Here is a 15257-nt window from a genome sequence, read left to right as displayed (position 1 = left end):
AAGTGTAAATACTACTTTTTCCAGAACTTTAAATTCTTTTTGAGTCTTTTTTTTCGGTGATAACGATATTGAAATTCTTCTGTAAACTTCCACATCGTTTCACAAACAGTATTTTCATTTTCTCCAGAAACTTTAGCATATTCATTAGCCATAATAACAATCATTTCTTTTTGTGGCGTTAGATGAGATAAATTCTTCATTCGCGTTTGAAAATCAATACTTTCATGAAATTTCATTCGATTTAAATCTACTAGATAGAAGGAATAAGTTCCATCGTTATTGTCTTTTATCAAAGTATTTCCGGGTGAATGATCTAAAAACTCAACTCCTTTTTGGTGCATCTGATAAGAAAATCCAACAAACTGCCTTATAATACTTTCACGTTGATTAAAATCTTCATTTTGAACTAACGCTCTGAATTCGAAAACATCTTCTAAATGTTCACAAACGTAGTAACTTTCATTTAATCCTATAAAATCGAAATTCTCGAAATAAGCAATAGGTTTTGGAGTTCCAATTCCTAAATCCATCAATTTTGAAGCGTATTCAAACGAGCGTCGTGCTTTAGATTTTCTGAAATAACGATAAGCGATTTTGTTAACTAGATTCGGTTTTTTGAAAGACTTAATATTTAATGTAATGCCATCGATTTCAAATAATTTTATGGCATTTCTTTGTCCTTGAACAAAATATTTTCCTTGTGATTGAAAATTGACAATACAATTATCAATCAGGTTTTTATTATTACCTTTACAAGTATTGTTCCACACCTTTTTCACAACGAGTAATTTTCTGATTAATGGTTTTCTCTTGAATAGAGTTGTTTAGCTCCAAATTGTGTTTTGAATTTACTTTATGATAAATGTGATATAAAATACCCGCATATCTTAATCTTTTTGCTTTTACTCCTAAATTTCCCATTCTGATAACTAAATCCGAATCTTCTCTGCCCCAGCCTTCAAAATCCTCATTGTATCCATTGACTGCTAAAAAATCTGAACGCCAATAAGACACATTACAACCTCTAAATTTCTTAGAAATACCATCATGTTTACTTTGTAGCTTAGAAAAAAATGGAATATGTAAAGTCCGTGTTTTATTTTTAATTTCTTTCGAAAACAAATTAAACTTAATTGTTTTTTTTTCAAAAACACTTTTTACATAAAGGGGTAATATATTTACCCTAGAACCATATAAATACATTTTTTTTTCCGAATTACAAATATGATCTTCAATGAATTTTTCATGGAGTATACAGTCGCCGTCTATTTGTATTATATAATCTGCATTAGTATTTGCTATAGCTATATTAAGTATTTTCGATTTTCTAAAACCTTTATCCTCTTGCCAAAAATGTTTTACTGTGAATGGGAATTTAGCTGAATAAAATTGGATTAGTTCTTTTGTTTCCTCTCTCGAACCATCATCTGCAATTAAAATTTCATCAGGTAATTTGGTTTGAATTAATATACTCTCAAAAATCAATTCTAGAGCTTGAGGCCAATTATAAGTGGATATTAACAATGTTGTTTTCATTTAGATTATTTTTTAAATAAAAATTTGAACCGTTGACCGAAATTCTTTTTTGTCAAATAAAATTTTGATGGCACAAAGTTATTATCATTAAAGTTCTGAATTGCATCATTAATTGTATTTCCTTTTACATAATTTAATTTACGCCATTTATGAGGTTCTAAATAAAATAAATTTGAAAGTGATTTATAATTATCTATCGTTGCGGATTTCCATTTTTCTAAAAATTGAGGATTTATTTCGTCTTTATGTCCCCAATTATTAAATTTGAATTCTAACTCTTTCTCATCTCTAGATAGCGTTTCGTGAAACATTAAATGTTTAGTGTAAATTACTCGCCTCCTTGTATTTCGCCCAACTTTATAGTTAGGAAAATTTGTTGCTGCCATACATTTAGAAGCACAATCTACATATAAAAATCCAGTTTCAACTTGTTTGTAAATATTAATAAGAAAAACAGCAATTTGAATTGGATTTTTTTGTGGATTATCTAAAAATCTATTGTATGATTCTAATGTTTTTACAAAATTTTTAAAGTCTAAAAAATATTCATCTGCATCAAGTTGAATTAACCAATTTCCAATTCCCATTTTATTGGCGAGCATTTTTCTTTGACGCACTTCACATTCCATGGTAGAAAGTTCAGGAACATAAAAATTATCTTCATATAATTCAATTTTATTATCTTTATCAAATTCTTTTAACCATAAAAAAAGAATCATCAATGTAAAATAAATTGCCATTCCAAGTTAATCTATCTTTGTCAATCGCTAAAAAAATTGAATCAGCGCTGTCATAAATAGGTGGTATCGCATTTTTTAATAATTCGTAATCGTACGAAACTAAATAACCTACCTGAATTTTACCCCTCATAAACTTTAATTTAAATTTCTTGCAATTTACTATTTAATATCTAATTTTGCATTATGAAGAAAAAATATGACTATTTAATAGTTGGATCAGGTTTATTTGGAAGCGTATTTGCGCATGAGATGAGCAAATTGGAAAAAAAATGCCTAGTTATTGATAAAAGAAACCACAGTGGAGGCAACATATACTGTGAAAACATTGAAAACATTAATGTACACAAGTATGGTCCACATATTTTTCATACCAATGATAAATATATATGGGATTATGTAAACCAATTTGCCGAATTCAATCATTTCGTATATTCACCACTTTCGTATTCTAAAGGTAAACTTTTCAATTTACCGTTCAACATGAATACATTTTATCAGTTATGGGGATGTTTAAATCCAAACGAAGCTCAACAAAAAATCAAATCTCAAATTGAAGAGTTTGGAGTAGAAAATCCTAAAAACTTAGAAGAACAAGCCCTATCATTGGTAGGCAAAGACATATATGAAACTCTAATTAAAGGATATACAGAAAAACAATGGGGAAGAAAAGCAACAGAACTCCCTGCGTTTATCATAAAAAGACTACCTGTACGATTTACATTTGACAATAATTATTTCAACGATAAATACCAGGGAATCCCTATTGGAGGTTACAATAAAATCACGGAAGGTTTGTTAAAAGGTATAGAGCTACAATTAAATACTAATTTTTTCGAAAACAGAGACTATTATGAATCTCTTGCTGACAAAATAGTATTTACTGGGAAAATTGATGAATATTTTAATTTCGAATTTGGACAATTAGAATATCGTTCGTTGCGTTTTGAAACAGAAGTTCTAGATATTGAAAACTTTCAAGGTAATGCAGGCATAAACTATAATGATATCGAATACTCATTCACAAGAATAATCGAACACAAGCACTTTGAATTTGGCAAACAAAAAAAACCATAATCACACGTGAGTATCCTGAAGATTGGACACCAAAAAAGGAGGCATTTTACCCAGTAAATGATAAAAAAAATCAAGATATTTACCAATTATACAAACAGAAATCGGAACAATTAGACAATATCATATTTGGAGGACGACTAGCCGAATATAAATATTATGATATGCATCAAATCATTGCATCGGCATTAAATACAGTAAAAAAAACAACTAACAATGGTTAAAATTTTTGTAGTTACACATAAAGAAGCTCCTCTTTTACAAAACGATTTATTTATACCTATGCAAGTAGGTACAAACCCTTCTATTTCGGATAATATTTTAAAAGATAATACTCTAGATAATATAGCTTCTAAAAACCCAAATTTTTGCGAACTAACCGCTACATATTGGATATGGAAAAATTATACAGAGGCTGAATATGTTGGAATATGCCATTACAGAAGGTATTTTAATTTTTACAATCCTTCCTATAATTTAAAACCATCAAAACAAAAAAATAACAGGAGAGGAATTTAAAAAAACCAAACTTTTTAAATCTGATCCCAAAAAAACTTCTAAAAAAATCGCTTCTATTTTGCGAGAGTATGACGTAATTGTTGGTATCCCCTATAAACTAAAGAAATACACTTTAGGAATTAATTACTGTAAAGATCATAGAAAAGAAGACTGGGATGAAACAAAAAAAATAATTCTTGAAAAATTTCCAGAATACGAAGAAAGCATTAATATTCATCTTGAAAATGGAAAATTATTCCATATTGGAAATATGATGTTATGTTCAAAAAAATTATTTGACGAATACCATACTTGGATTTTCTCTATTCTTTTTGAGTTAGAAAAAAGAATTACGATCCCTACTGACCAATACCAAGCAAGAGTTTTTGGTTTTATTTCAGAACGACTAATTAACATGTATATTTATCACAATAAACTAAAAATAAAGTCAGTTCCTATTTATAAAATTACTGATGTGTAAACACAAAAAAGAAGGGTATTATACTTAAAAAAAACAATTCCCAAAGCCTTTTTTTACATTAAAAACAACAAACAAATTTCTTAAAACAACTTGTATTGAATACCTTTGCTTTTATTTAGATTCCATGCAAGATATTAATACCGAAGTACACAAAGCCTACGAAATCATTAAAGAAGGAGGTATTATTCTATACCCTACTGATACCGTTTGGGGAATTGGATGTGACGCCACAAACCCCGAAGCAATTGCCAAGATTTACAAATTAAAACAACGTGAAGAAACAAAAAGCATGATTGTTTTAGTAAATGGTGAAAGAATGATTTACAATGTTTTTAAAGAAATTCCAGAAGTCGCCTGGCAAATTATTGATCTATCTGAAAAGCCAACTACCTTAATCTTGGATCATCCTCGAAATGTTGCTAAAAACATCATTGCCGACGACGACACCTTAGCTGTTCGATTGGTAAAAGAACCTTTTTGCTATAAGTTATTGGAGCGAATGAAAAATCCTTTGGTTTCTACATCAGCTAATATTTCTGGAGAACCTACTCCAAAATCATTTAAAGAAATCAGTCCCGAAATTATAAAAGGTGTAGACTATGTTGTAAATTTACATCGCGAAAAAATTTGCCAGAATCCTTCAACTATTATTAAGTTGACTAATGATTCTCAGGTGAAGATTATTAGAAAATAATTAATGAGCCACGAATTCACGAATTACATTTAAACAAAAAAGTTTAATGACACAAATTATACACAAAGAAGAAAGTTTTCAATTAATGGGAATTCTTTTTGAAATCCATAAAAATTTAGGTGGAGGCTTTTCTGAAATTGTTTATAAAGATGCTTTAGAATATGAATTAAAAAAATTAAATATTCCTTTCGAAAGAGAAAAAGAATATACTGTTCAATACAAAGACATTATCTTAAATCATAAATTTTATGCAGATTTCGTGGTATATGATACAATTATTTTAGAACTAAAATCATGTGAAAAATTAGATTCTAAACACATAGCTCAAAGTATTAATTACTTAAAAGTTTCGTCAAACAAACTAGCAATTTTAGCCAATTTTAATAACAACTCACTTGAATACAAAAGAATAGTTTTGTAAAATCAAGGAAAAAATTTGTGCCATTTTAAAGAAAAAAATAAAAATTATTTAATTCGTGAATTCGTGGCAAATAAACTATGAACTACAAAGAATCATTACATCATCCCATTTTTAAAATAATAACTCAAGCTTCACATGAAATTCAAGTTGAAAGTTACGTTATTGGTGGTTTTGTAAGAGATTTGATTTTAGGTCGTGATTTTAAAAAAGACATTGACATTGTGGCGGTGGGCAGCGGAATTGAATTAGCCTTGAAAGTATCAGAATTACTTCCTAAGAAACCAAAAGTTCAGGTATTTAAGAACTATGGAACGGCAATGTTGCGTTATGAAGACACCGAAATCGAATTTGTAGGGGCTCGTAAAGAATCCTACAACCGTGATAGCCGCAATCCAATAGTTGAAAACGGCACTCTCGAAGACGACCAAAACCGAAGAGACTTCACCATCAATGCCTTAGCTTTGTCGTTGAATGAAACAACTTTTGGAAACTTATTAGACCCATTTGACGGACTAACAGACATGAAAAACAGGATTTTAAAAACACCTTTAAATCCTGACATTACCTACTCTGATGATCCATTGCGAATGATGCGTGCTATCCGATTTGCTACCCAATTGAATTTTGATATCGAAGAAGATTCACTTAAGGCTATTTCAAAAAATGCCGAACGTATCAAAATCATTTCTGGAGAACGAATTGTTGACGAATTGAACAAAATTTTATCAACTGAGAAACCTTCTATTGGTTTTTTACACTTATACAAAACGGGACTTTTAGACATATTAATTCCTGAATTAACTGCTTTAAATCAGGTGGAAGAAATTGAAGGTCAAACACATAAAAACAATTTTTACCATACTCTTGAAGTAGTCGACAATATTTGCCCTAATACTGATGACGTTTGGTTGCGTTGGGCGGCACTTTTGCATGATATTGGAAAAGCACCAACAAAAAAATTCAATAAAAAACAGGGCTGGACCTTTCATGGACACGAATTTTTGGGTGGAAAAATGGTCAAAAGACTATTTGAACGCCTTCACATGCCATTGAACCAAAAAATGAAATTTGTTCAAAAAATGGTCATTATGAGTTCACGACCAATTGTTTTAGCACAGGATATCGTAACAGATTCTGCTGTTCGAAGACTGGTTTTTGATGCAGGTGAAGATGTCGAAAACCTAATGACCCTTTGCGAAGCGGATATCACAACTAAAAACCCTGCGAAATTCAAGAAGTACCATAAAAATTTCGAAATAGTTCGTAAAAAAATTGTCGAAGTTGAAGAAAAAGATTCCATCCGTAATTTCCAACCACCTATTACTGGGGAACAAATTATGGAAATATTCGATTTGAAACCTTCTCGTGAAATTGGTATCCTAAAAGAAGCAGTAAAAGAAGCCATTCTGGAAGGCGAAATCCCAAATGAATATGAAGCAGCCTACCAGTTTGTTTTAAAACGTGCCGCAAAACTGGGATTAGAAAAAGTAAAATAAGTTCCAAAACAATATAGAAAACATAAAATGAAAAAAGAGAACAAACCCGTTATCATTTGGCTACTTTCAGGCTGTGTATTAATCTTCATAATGGTTGTTGTAGGAGGAATCACAAGGTTAACAAACTCCGGTTTATCCATGACCGATTGGCACCTAATCACCGATACGCTACCGCCACTTACGGAAGCAAAATGGCAAGAAGCATTTCACCAATACAAACAGTTTCCTGAATACCAAAAAATAAATATCCATAACAACTTTACGCTTTCTGATTATAAATTTATTTATTTTTGGGAATGGTTTCATCGTTTTATTGGACGTGCTATCGGTATCGTATTTATAATCCCATTTGTCTATTTCCTGATTAAAAAGCGTTTAGACAAGGAAACCTTAAAAAAATGCCTTATCCTCTTAGGACTGGGAGGTTTACAAGGCTTCTTCGGTTGGTTTATGGTTAAAAGCGGTTTAATCGACAATCCAGATGTAAGTCACTTTAGACTTGCGCTACACCTAACTACGGCTTTCATTACCTTTGCATATACATTTTGGGTAGCTTTAGATTTGATTTACCCTGTAAAACGAAACGTTGAAAAAACACTGCGTAGCATAGCCCGATACACACTATTTTTCCTTTTATTACAAATTATATACGGGGGTTTTGTTGCAGGTTTAAATGCAGGTTTAATTCACAATCACTGGCCATTAATGAGCGATGGGCAATTTATTCACGACAGTGTTTTCTTAGAACAAGATAGTCTTTTGTTAAGTTTCACTGAAGGAAAAAGTGGCGTACAATTCATCCATAGAACTTTAGCTTATGTTGTAACTGGTATGATTCTTTTTTTATATTACAAAAGCAGCAAATACAACATTGACTTTAACCAAAAAAGAAGCTTACAAACACTTGTATTCCTAGTATTTGTGCAGTTTGCCCTAGGTGTATTTACATTACTTTACGGCGTACCATTATGGCTAGGATTAATTCATCAAGTAAACGCATTTTTCCTTCTATCTGCAATGACCTATAGTTTACATCGTTTTTCGAAATAACACAAATAAGTAAAAAAAACTGCACCCAGAAAGTATAAAGCTTTTTGGTGGCAGTTTTTTTTATGATATATTATTATTGATATTATACAATACTACTTTTTTTACCTTAATACCACACCCAATTGCTTTAGTTGTTTCTGGAGAAGGAGTTTTACCACTTTCTAAAGCAGCAATAGCATCTTCAAGGTATTTTTCCTTTACATCAGCAGGACTATCTACATTATCGTCAATGGCACCAATGTATTTTACCACCCTGTTTTTATCTAATAAAAACACATGAGGTGTTTTTGTAGCACCGTATTGAGGATATTTTTTTTATCCTCGTCTAACCAAGGAAAAACGAAAGCTTTTTCTTTTGCACCTTTTAGCATCATTTCAAAGTTATCTGACGGTTAAAGTATTGGATCATTAGGGTTAATTGCTACAAAACATAACCTTTTGACTTGTATGTTTTAGCTAACTCATTAACTCGATCCTAGTATTTTTTTTGCAAATGGAAAATGATTGCAAGTAAACACCATTATAAAGTCATTTTCTTCTTATTATCAAATATGCTATACATTTTTATCATCAACTGGTTTTAATATTAAATCAGTAGCTATAACACCTACTTGATAAGACAAAGGAGTATTAAAAGTAAAAACCAAAGTTAAAAATACGGCTACCAAAAGAAATAAAACTGAGACTTTTTTTAATAGTGTAAAATTATTATTTAATAATTAAATTGACAGGTTGGTATAATTCTTAGTAACTAGAAAATGCATTCTCGATAAAAAAATTCACCACTTTTTGATTATTAAAGTTATCTGAATATCGCCTGAACAGCCTTTATTAACTAATGACAAGCAGCTATCATAATCTTTATTTGTAGTAAAAACATCTGAAATTTGATTACTTTTTTTGCTAAAAAAAGCAATAAGTCTACCTCATATTGACTTTTAAAATCCAAATAAAACAACACTGCTTTTGACTCATTGTTCTCTGAGTTGAGTTGCTCAAAATAAGGTAATTCTTCCACACATTGATGACACCAAGTTGGCCAAAATTCACTACATAAGTTTCGTTTTTATCACTCAAAACCTTCTTTTATAATTCAGAATACGAGTCAAAAATAGCCACCTTTTGAGCTTGAAAAGTCATTGAAAAAACACCAAAAAAACCAACCAAACTACTTACTTCATATTAGTAATTTTGATTTTAAAGCCTCCCGAATTTACAATCTTTATATTGTTTTATCCTTCTACTTAACAAAAAATTAGTACTGTTTATTACTGAAAAAAGAGATCAAAATCACTTCTTAAAAACACATTTTCCATTATCAAAACGACACTATTCCAACTCAAAAAAAGCATCAATTTCACACTTAAAAAAACCTACTTTTCAGACTTCAAGAAACAAGATTTCTGAAATCAAAATTGACTCTAAAAAACTACCAAAATCCAACTCAAAATACGCCTCGAAATCAGCAAAAAAACACCGAAAAAAAAACACCGAAAAAAAAGCCAAAAAAAATCCAATTTTGATCTTTTAAAAAGAGTCTGAAACCAACTTAAAAATCAATCCCAAAATCAACATCAGAAAATGAAAATCAAAAAAATCATTTCAATTACTATTTTTCAGTTTCATTTTCAACTAAAAATTGAAGAAGAAATCAATACACCAAAATGCTCCTTAACATCACTTTTTTTTAGACAAAAAAATGAAATAAAATAAACTTCAAAACATCATTCTAAATCTAAAAATAAAAACTATTTTTGAAAACCATAACTTCATTATACACTCAAACCAAATTAAGAACTAAAAAATATATAAATCTTGATTTCTTTGATAAAATCCAGCAAAAATCCTTTAAAAATCTATAATTTGCAGCTATAGAAATAATCTATAATAACAATTTAAAATATTAATTTCCAGTATTTTAAATTTGATTATTTAAACAACAAAATTAATAACTAAAAAATAATCAATAACAACTTAAAAAATACTTCATGAACTCAAAAATAACAAATACAATCAAAAAAACTAATACCATTAAATATATTTACATAAATAATAACTTTAAGTAAAAAACCATCCGTTTTAGCTTCAAAAAAAAAGCTAATTTTTAATTCTAAACAACCTCCACTCTGGCTACTTTTAGCTTCAAAAATTTACCCTTAAAAGCATCTCTCAAAAAACAACCTCTATTCTATCCATCAAAAAATACCACTCTAAAGAAATTCCGTTTTTAGATTTTTAACCTATATTTACCAGTAAGATTCATCTCTTAAAAATGCACATTTAAAAAGCTTTTTTTTCGTCATTTTTGAGACTAAAAAAAGCCCCACAAAAACACTATTTCCAACCTTCAAAAACAGCTAAAAAACGACCTGAAAAAACACCTTAAAGAAGCACCAAAAAAAACATGAAAACAGAGAGAGAAAAAATGATCGATGGAGAGTATTATTTAGCGACTGACCCCGCCCTAATTAAAGACCGAAGAAGAGCTAAAAATTTGCTACACCGATTAAACATTACTGAATACCGAGTAACCAAAAAAGCAAAAGAAATTGTAAAAGAATTAATCCCGAATGCTGGTCAAAATTTATACATCGAACCTCCTTTTCATTGCGACTATGGGTACAACATTTTTTGTGGGGACAATGTTTATTTTAATGTAAACTGTGTCGTTCTCGATTGTGCAAAAGTAACTATCGGTTCGAATGTATTTATAGCACCCGGAGTTCAACTCTACACCGCTACTCACCCTCTCGATGCCGAACTAAGAAAGACACTTGAAAACGCACTACCCATCTCCATAGGAAACGATTGTTGGATAGGAGGCAATTCAATTATTTGCCCCGGAGTAACAATTGGAAACGGATCTGTTATCGGAGCCGGTTCGGTGGTAACCAAAAACATCCCCGACAATTCTCTTGCAGTTGGCAATCCTGCCAAAGTAATTCGCAAACTAAATCAATAAATTCAAGAATGCTTCAACTCAACAAAATCCATCATGTTGCCATTATCTGTTCCGATTACGAAAAATCGAAACAATTCTACACTGAGATTCTCGGTTTGAAAATTATCAGAGAAGTTTATCGGGAGGAACGCCAATCTTACAAACTCGATTTGGCTTTAAACAACAATTATTGTATCGAATTATTTTCTTTCCCAAATCCACCCGCAAGAGTTTCCAGACCTGAAGCATGCGGATTACGTCATCTCGCATTTGCAGTAACCAATCTTGATGATACCATTACTTTCCTAAACACTAAAAAAATCAATAGCGAACCCATTCGTATTGACGAATTTACCAACAAACGATTCACTTTTATTTGCGATCCTGATGAACTTTCGATTGAATTTTACGAACTGTAATTTCTTAAGTTAATTTACCTCTAAAACAAAAAAAACTCAAATTAACCGATTCTTTGTTGTAAAATCTCATTAGTAGATAAATCAAAAGCAGATATTCAACATTTTTCCATAGTTAAAAAAAACTAATTTTTTGTTGCGAAAACGCAGGTTTTTATTTTTTTTACATAATTTTGGCGTTCATTAAAGATTTCAAGTAATGAAAACCACTGCTCGAATTAAAAAAAACTACCACCTAATTAAATTTCAAAAACTAGTAATCGTCTCTATTTTAATTGGTTTTCTTTCTGCTTTTTTAGGAATAAGTTTAAAAAAAATGACGGAACATTACGAAGAAATATTTTTTCATCAAGCCAATGTTAATCCGTATTTCTATATTTTATTTCCTGTTTTTGGTTTATCGGTAATTTATTTTTTACGTGAATATCTCTTTAAGAAAAAAGAAAACAAAGGAATTAAAGAAGTTTTTGAAAGCACTAATTCTAAAACTAAACATCTCCCTTCGTACAAAATCCCTTCGCACACCATCAATGGTTTATTAACAGTAATTTTTGGAGGATCTACCGGTATCGAAGTATCTACTGTTGTTGCCACCGCTACCATTGGCTCAGTAGCACATCAAAAAGAAAATATATTTCGCCAATACAAAACCGAATTGATATGCGCCGGTGTTGCAGCAGGAATTACCGCTTTATTTAGCAGTCCAATTGCCGGAATCCTATTTGCAATTGAAGTTATTTCCAGAAAAATTAGCAGGGCATTTATCATCTCAAATTTAATTGCTGTTTCAATTGCTTTTGGATTATTAACTTTACTAAAAGAAGAACCTCTTTTTTCAGTTAACATTGCTACCTGGCATTTTAAAGCAATTCCTTATTTTATTTTATTGGGAATTTTAGCCGGAATCAATTCGGTATATTTAACTAAATGTGTATTGTTTTTCAAATCTAAATTTGCAAAAATTGAAACTCATTATTACAAAATCATACTAGGCTCTTTTATTTTAAGCATATCCCTTTTTATCTTTCCTCAATTATACGGAGAGGGTTATCATGCAATAAAAACAATTATCAACAGCAATGAAATACCTCTAACACTTACATTAGGATTTAGTTTTATTGGTATTTTGCTTTTAAAACCCATAGTAGCCTCAATCACTCTGGCTTCCGGAGGAGATGGAGGTGTTTTTGCGCCTAGTTTATTTATTGGTGCTTTTCTGGGAGCATTAGTAGCCTCTGTACTCAATACTTTTTTCGACACTCAAATAATCCCTGTCAATTTTATGATCATAGGCATGGCAGCTGTTTTGAGTGCGAGTATTCACGCTCCTTTTACCGCCATCTTCCTTGTATGTGGACTAACAAATAATTACACCTTATTTTTCCCAATATTAGCTGCTTGCTTAATTTCTAAATATACCGCAAAAATGATTTACCCTAACACGGTTTACACCTTTGTTCCCAGTATTTAAATTTTAAAAATCATGCCAACTTCTAAAATTAAACGCGGTTATCGCAAAACCCGTTACATCCTTTACAAGGAAACATTAATTGATTACAAAGAACATTTTTGGTCATTCATAGGATCATTTATCGGAATAGGTCTTATTGCATATTCGCAAAGTCAACAATTTTCACATCAGGATGTGGTGTATCTTATTGGTTCTTTCGGAGCTTCAAGTGTACTGGTTTACGGAATTATAGAAAGCCCCTTTTCTCAGCCTCGCAATCTTATTGGCGGACATTTAATTTCTGCCTTTATTGGTGTCACTGTTCATTATTTATTCCCTGAAACCGTTTACATAGCCGCACCTTTAGCTGTTTCCTTATCGATTGTTTTAATGCAAATCACTAAAACCCTACATCCCCCAGGAGGAGCTACTGCTCTGATAGCGGTTATTGGCACACAAAAAATAAAAAGCTTAGGTTATTGGTACATACTGTCTCCTGTATTAAGTGGCGTAGTAATCCTGCTGCTCACCGCTTTAATTTTCAACAATATGACACCAAGCCGTAAGTACCCTACACACAGCACTTATCACAAACGTTACCATAAAATCATCAAACGCCTTAGACGCAACAACTAATTATATATCAAATACTTCATTGTTTTTTTAATAAAAATTAACGAATCGCATTGGGATTAAAAAGGATTAAATGTACCTTTGGCTTTTTATAAAAAACAACGATTATGGTTTATAAATTTAGAGTAATCTTAGACGCAGAAGAAGATATTTTTAGAGATATCGCGATACTTGATGATGATACTTTAGAAGATTTACACAACGCTATCTTCAACTCTTTTGGATTTGATGGTATGGAAGTCGCTTCTTTTTACACTTGTGATGAAACTTGGAATCAAGAAGATGAAATTTCACTTTTTGACACTGGTGATGTTCCTGGTGAACAACGAATCATGAGTGATTATAAACTTTCGGACATTCTTGACAAAGAAAACACTAAAATCATTTATGTTTATGATTTTATCAACATGTGGACTTTCTTAGTAGAATTGGCAGCCATTGAAGAACAAACTGCCGGAGCTATCTATCCGGAAACACTTTTCGCACATGGTGAAATGCCTGATGAAGCTTTAGAGAAAAACTTTGAAGCAGATAATGCAGATGATTTTTATGACGAATTTGAAGATGGCTTAGATGATGACGACATGGATATGTTTGAAGGAGACGACAGCTACGAAGATTACGGCTTTGAAGAAAATTGGAACTAGAATAACCCGATAAAAATTATTCAAGAGCCAAGATGAAAGACCACTAAAAAAACAGTCTTTTTTCTTGGCTCTCGCATCTAAAAAAACAAACAAAACATGATCAACTTATTCAACGCACACATCGAAACACTTTCTATTCACAGAGTAGGAAATAAAAGCCGAAATGAGGCTATCTTTTTATCAGAGCAACCTTTTAGCTTACAAGATGAAATTGTTCCGCTTATCAAAGAATTCTTCTTGAAACCTTTCAGAGAGAAAGAAGAAAACTATTATCAATTTGCTCACGAAGTGGATTTGGATTACAATGACATGTACAAATATGCCACTGAAATTTTTGAAAACCCAAATAACACCCATGAGGTTTCTAAAAAAATCACCAAACATTTATTTGAACAATCAAATCATCCACATATAAAAAATGGAGAAGTCTATATTGCACATATTACGAATGTAAATATCGACAATACACCAGTGGATGTTGTAGGTATTTTTAAGAGCGAATTACAAACCGATTTTTTACAATTTGAAGAAAAAGCTTCTAATCTAGAAATGATTCTACAACAAGGAATCAATTTAAATAAATTAGACAAAGGCTGTTTGATTTTCAATCATAAAAAAGAAGAAGGATACAAAATCCTAACTGTTGATAGCAACCGTTATGATGCGCGTTATTGGCTAGAACACTTCTTATCTGTTGATGCGTTTGAAGATGAAAACTTCATTACTAAAAAGTATCTTAAATTCTGTCAGGGATTTGCTAAAGATGTTGTTTTCCCAGCAGAAGACAAAAAAGAAGAGGTAATGTTCATGAACCGTTCGGTAAACTATTTTGCCAAAAACGATCAATTTGAAGAACAAAACTTCCTGAATGAAGTGTTAGACAATCCTGATTTGATTCCTGAGTTTAAAAATTATAAAGTAGACAAAGGTGAAAAATACAGCATTGAAGACGTTACTTCCTTCCCGATTGCTAATGCAGCCGTAAGTGATGCTAGAAAATCTATCAAAAATGTTATTAACCTTGACACCAACATTCAAATCAAAATGGATTTTATAAATCCTGAAAGTGCTGAAAAGTTTGTTGAAAAAGGATGGGACGAAGAAAAACAAATGTATTACTACTTAGTTTATTTTAACAAAGAACAAAAATCTTAGTTATCCCAATTTTACCATTTCTTTAGTT

Annotated in this window: 17 protein-coding genes and 1 pseudogene; 13 read left to right on the top strand and 5 right to left on the bottom strand. The window is 31.0% G+C overall.

The genetic code is table 11. The annotated features are described in order from the left end of the window. Nucleotides 1–11: 11 nt before the first annotated feature. From P5P90_RS00355 to P5P90_RS14075, 4 genes are read right to left on the bottom strand one after another with little or no spacing between them, the layout of a single operon-like run. Nucleotides 12–770: a lipopolysaccharide kinase InaA family protein gene (locus P5P90_RS00355; RefSeq protein WP_278035286.1), complete on the bottom strand. Its 759-nt coding sequence runs from the start codon at nt 768–770 to the stop codon at nt 12–14. Beyond that, nucleotides 751–1536, bottom strand: a complete 786-nt coding sequence (locus P5P90_RS00350) for a glycosyltransferase family 2 protein (protein ID WP_278035285.1) — start codon at nt 1534–1536, stop codon at nt 751–753. The genes P5P90_RS00355 and P5P90_RS00350 overlap by 20 nt, the downstream gene beginning before the upstream one ends. Before the next feature lie 5 nt (nt 1537–1541). Next, nucleotides 1542–2255, bottom strand: coding sequence for a hypothetical protein (locus tag P5P90_RS00345; RefSeq protein WP_340696418.1), 714 nt, complete (start codon nt 2253–2255; stop codon nt 1542–1544). Beyond that, the gene (locus P5P90_RS14075) at nt 2224–2406 is read right to left on the bottom strand and encodes a hypothetical protein (RefSeq protein WP_340696417.1); all 183 of its coding nucleotides are present in this window, start codon (nt 2404–2406) and stop codon (nt 2224–2226) included. Before P5P90_RS14075 ends, P5P90_RS00345 begins: the two co-directional genes overlap by 32 nt. 53 nt (nt 2407–2459) lie before the next feature. Between P5P90_RS14075 and glf the strand changes: the two are divergent. The 7 genes and pseudogenes from glf (at nt 2460) to P5P90_RS00310 (ending at nt 7987) form a co-directional block, all read left to right on the top strand. Next, a pseudogene (gene glf, locus P5P90_RS00340) lies at nt 2460–3571 on the top strand (UDP-galactopyranose mutase). Continuing rightward, a complete protein-coding gene (locus tag P5P90_RS00335) occupies nt 3564–3866 on the top strand; it encodes a DUF4422 domain-containing protein (RefSeq protein ID WP_278035284.1) in 303 nt (100 codons plus the stop codon). The pseudogene glf and the gene P5P90_RS00335 overlap by 8 nt, the downstream one beginning before the upstream one ends. Further along, entirely contained in the window at nt 3847–4326 is a 480-nt protein-coding gene (locus P5P90_RS00330; RefSeq protein WP_278036450.1) for a DUF4422 domain-containing protein, read from the top strand. Before P5P90_RS00335 ends, P5P90_RS00330 begins: the two co-directional genes overlap by 20 nt. A gap of 124 nt (nt 4327–4450) precedes the next feature. Then, nucleotides 4451–5020, top strand: coding sequence for an L-threonylcarbamoyladenylate synthase (locus P5P90_RS00325; RefSeq protein WP_278035283.1), 570 nt, complete (start codon nt 4451–4453; stop codon nt 5018–5020). 46 nt (nt 5021–5066) lie between these two features. Beyond that, nucleotides 5067–5441 carry a GxxExxY protein gene (locus P5P90_RS00320; RefSeq protein WP_278035282.1) on the top strand — a complete coding sequence of 125 codons (375 nt, stop codon included), beginning with the start codon at nt 5067–5069 and terminating at the stop codon, nt 5439–5441. 77 nt (nt 5442–5518) lie between these two features. Beyond that, a complete protein-coding gene (locus P5P90_RS00315) occupies nt 5519–6937 on the top strand; it encodes a CCA tRNA nucleotidyltransferase (protein ID WP_278035281.1) in 1419 nt (472 codons plus the stop codon). A gap of 27 nt (nt 6938–6964) precedes the next feature. Then, nucleotides 6965–7987: a COX15/CtaA family protein gene (locus tag P5P90_RS00310; RefSeq protein WP_278035280.1), complete on the top strand. Its 1023-nt coding sequence runs from the start codon at nt 6965–6967 to the stop codon at nt 7985–7987. A 60-nt stretch (nt 7988–8047) separates the two neighbouring features. On the opposite strand, the gene P5P90_RS00305 is transcribed toward P5P90_RS00310, so the two are convergent. Then, nucleotides 8048–8263, bottom strand: a complete 216-nt coding sequence (locus P5P90_RS00305) for a thioredoxin domain-containing protein (RefSeq protein WP_278035279.1) — start codon at nt 8261–8263, stop codon at nt 8048–8050. Nucleotides 8264–10391: 2128 nt separating this feature from the next. On the opposite strand from P5P90_RS00305, the gene P5P90_RS00300 reads away from it, so the two are divergent. The 6 genes from P5P90_RS00300 to P5P90_RS00275 all read left to right on the top strand — a co-directional run bounded on the left by P5P90_RS00300 (nt 10392) and on the right by P5P90_RS00275 (nt 15229). Continuing rightward, nucleotides 10392–10949 (top strand): sugar O-acetyltransferase, encoded by a 558-nt coding sequence (locus tag P5P90_RS00300; RefSeq protein WP_278035278.1) that lies wholly within the window; start codon nt 10392–10394, stop codon nt 10947–10949. An 8-nt stretch (nt 10950–10957) separates the two neighbouring features. Further along, nucleotides 10958–11347, top strand: a complete 390-nt coding sequence (gene gloA2 / locus P5P90_RS00295) for an SMU1112c/YaeR family gloxylase I-like metalloprotein (protein ID WP_278035277.1) — start codon at nt 10958–10960, stop codon at nt 11345–11347. Between the two features lie 196 nt (nt 11348–11543). Continuing rightward, nucleotides 11544–12815 carry a chloride channel protein gene (locus tag P5P90_RS00290; RefSeq protein ID WP_278035276.1) on the top strand — a complete coding sequence of 424 codons (1272 nt, stop codon included), beginning with the start codon at nt 11544–11546 and terminating at the stop codon, nt 12813–12815. 12 nt (nt 12816–12827) lie between these two features. After that, nucleotides 12828–13430, top strand: a complete 603-nt coding sequence (locus tag P5P90_RS00285) for an HPP family protein (RefSeq protein ID WP_278035275.1) — start codon at nt 12828–12830, stop codon at nt 13428–13430. A 104-nt stretch (nt 13431–13534) separates the two neighbouring features. Further along, nucleotides 13535–14074 carry an IS1096 element passenger TnpR family protein gene (locus P5P90_RS00280; RefSeq protein WP_278035274.1) on the top strand — a complete coding sequence of 180 codons (540 nt, stop codon included), beginning with the start codon at nt 13535–13537 and terminating at the stop codon, nt 14072–14074. A gap of 96 nt (nt 14075–14170) precedes the next feature. Further along, the gene (locus P5P90_RS00275; protein WP_278035273.1) at nt 14171–15229 is read left to right on the top strand and encodes a nucleoid-associated protein; all 1059 of its coding nucleotides are present in this window, start codon (nt 14171–14173) and stop codon (nt 15227–15229) included. The last annotated feature ends 28 nt before the right edge of the window (nt 15230–15257 follow it).

The organism is Flavobacterium nitratireducens (genome assembly GCF_029625335.1).
Lineage (GTDB): Bacteria > Bacteroidota > Bacteroidia > Flavobacteriales > Flavobacteriaceae > Flavobacterium > Flavobacterium nitratireducens.
Note: the sequence above shows the minus strand (reverse complement) of the source record. Positions and strands in the feature narration are given on the sequence as shown.